The following is a 1,806-nucleotide window of genomic DNA, read 5'->3' as shown; positions in this document are numbered from 1 at the left end:
TCCACAGGCCCGCGACCAGCGCGGCCACCCCGGCCAGTGCCGCCAGCGGGTCGCGGCCACCCGCCGCAGCACCATCCCCAGCAGCGCGAACGCGGGCGCGGTGCCCGCCGCGAACCCGGCCATGACGGCCGCTCCGCCCACCGCCGAACCGCTGGAGACCGCCACCGCCTCGGTGCTGAGCGTGACCCCGCAGGGGACCAGGACCGTCGCGCCCCCAGGAGCACGGCCCGCCGCCCGGAAGGCGAGGGACCGGCGCGGAGCGCGGGCACGACCGGCGGGCACGGGGCGGAACCGCGGACGAGCAGCCGGAGCCCGAAGCCGGTGACCGCGATCCCGGCCGTGACGAGCAACGCGGCCCGGACCGGCGGGCCGAGCCGTACGGCGGAGCCCAGCAGGCCGAGCAGGACTCCGGCGGCGACGTGGGAGGCGAGCCGTCCGAAGAGGAAGAGGGCGACGGCCTCCGGGCCCGACGGCTCAGGGGACGGGCGGCACCCCCCGTCCGCGGTCCCGGACGCCCCGCCGTCCTCGGGGGACCTCGGGCTTCCGGATGTCCTGCCGGGCGCTCCATCGCTCCCGGGCATCCCGCCGGACGCTCCACGACCTCTGGGGGACGACGGGCGCCGGGGGCCAGCCCGGCCAGCAGCCCGCCCTGCGCCGCCGTGCACGACGCGGTGCCCGCCACCAGTCCGGCGGCCAGACCGCCGGTGAACAACGTGATCACCTCGGCGCTCAACGAACGCCCCCCGCCCGGGTCCCCACGTCCCGAACGCTAACCGCCCCCGGCCGGAGCGAACAGTGACACTTCGCTCACCCAGCGCCATGGCGGAGGGGCGGGCGCGGGGGACGGCCCGGACCGTCCGAGGGCGCCGGTGGAGACCGATCGGATCGCGAGGCGTTCAAGCCCAGCCGGGGCGGACCAGGCCGGACTCGTAGGCGATGACGACGAGCTGGGCGCGGTCGCGGGCGTGCAGCTTGGTCATGGTGCGGCTGACGTGGGTCTTGGCCGTGGCGGGACTCATGAAGAGCTCGCGGGCGATCTCATCGTTGGTCATCCCGGTGCCCACCAGGGCGAGGACCTCGCGTTCCCGGTCGGTGAGCGCGGACAGATCCGTCCCGGCGACGGGCTCCTTGGCGCGGCCGGCGTACTCGGCGATCAGCCGCCGGGTCACCCCGGGGGAGAGCAGGGCGTCCCCGGCGGCGACGACGCGGACGGCTTGGATCAGCTCGGCGGGCTCGGTGTCCTTGACCAGGAAGCCGCTGGCGCCGCCCCGGAGGGCCTCGAAGACGTACTCGTCGAGCTCGAACGTGGTCAGGATGATGACCCTCGGCCCGGGGGGCATGCGCCGGGTGGCGGTCAGGCCGTCCATGCCGGGCATCCGGATGTCCATCAGGACCACATCCGGCCGGTGCCCCTCCGCCAGGGCGAGGGCCTCGGCCCCGTCGGCGGCCTCGGCCACCACGGTCATCCCGGGCTGGGCGTCGAGCAGCGCCCGGAACCCGGCCCTGACCAGGGCCTGATCGTCGGCGAGGACGATCCTGATCACGGAGTCTCCTCGGGTGCGGGGGGCGTCACGGCTCTCTCCGGGTGCGGGCGTCACGGTCTCCCCGATGTCCTCTCCGGCGTCTTGTCCGGCGTCTTACCTGGCGTCTTCTCTGGTGCCTTGTCCGGCGTCCTGTCTGGGACGGACGCGGCGGCGGGCTGCCCGGCAGGGGCGTCGCGCGCCTGTTCCGGGACGGGCAGCCGCGCCTCGACGCGGAAGCCCCGCCCGGAGGGGCCCGCGGTCAGCGTGCCGCCGAGCGCGGCGG

General features: G+C 76.2%; 2 protein-coding genes and 1 pseudogene. All 3 read right to left on the bottom strand.

The genetic code is table 11. The features are described from left to right. Nucleotides 1-282: urease accessory protein UreH domain-containing protein (locus tag ACWJ6R_RS35815; protein ID WP_449066460.1), on the bottom strand; the 282-nt coding region annotated here is incomplete at its 3' end. Nucleotides 283-896: 614 nt separating this feature from the next. Further along, entirely contained in the window at nt 897-1,544 is a 648-nt protein-coding gene (locus ACWJ6R_RS35810) for a response regulator (RefSeq protein ID WP_449066459.1), read from the bottom strand. Between the two features lie 50 nt (nt 1,545-1,594). After that, nucleotides 1,595-1,806 (bottom strand): annotated as a pseudogene (locus ACWJ6R_RS35805) (hypothetical protein); the annotation flags it as partial.

Source organism: Planomonospora algeriensis, from assembly GCF_977012225.1.
This window is presented reverse-complemented; position numbering and strand designations above follow the sequence as displayed.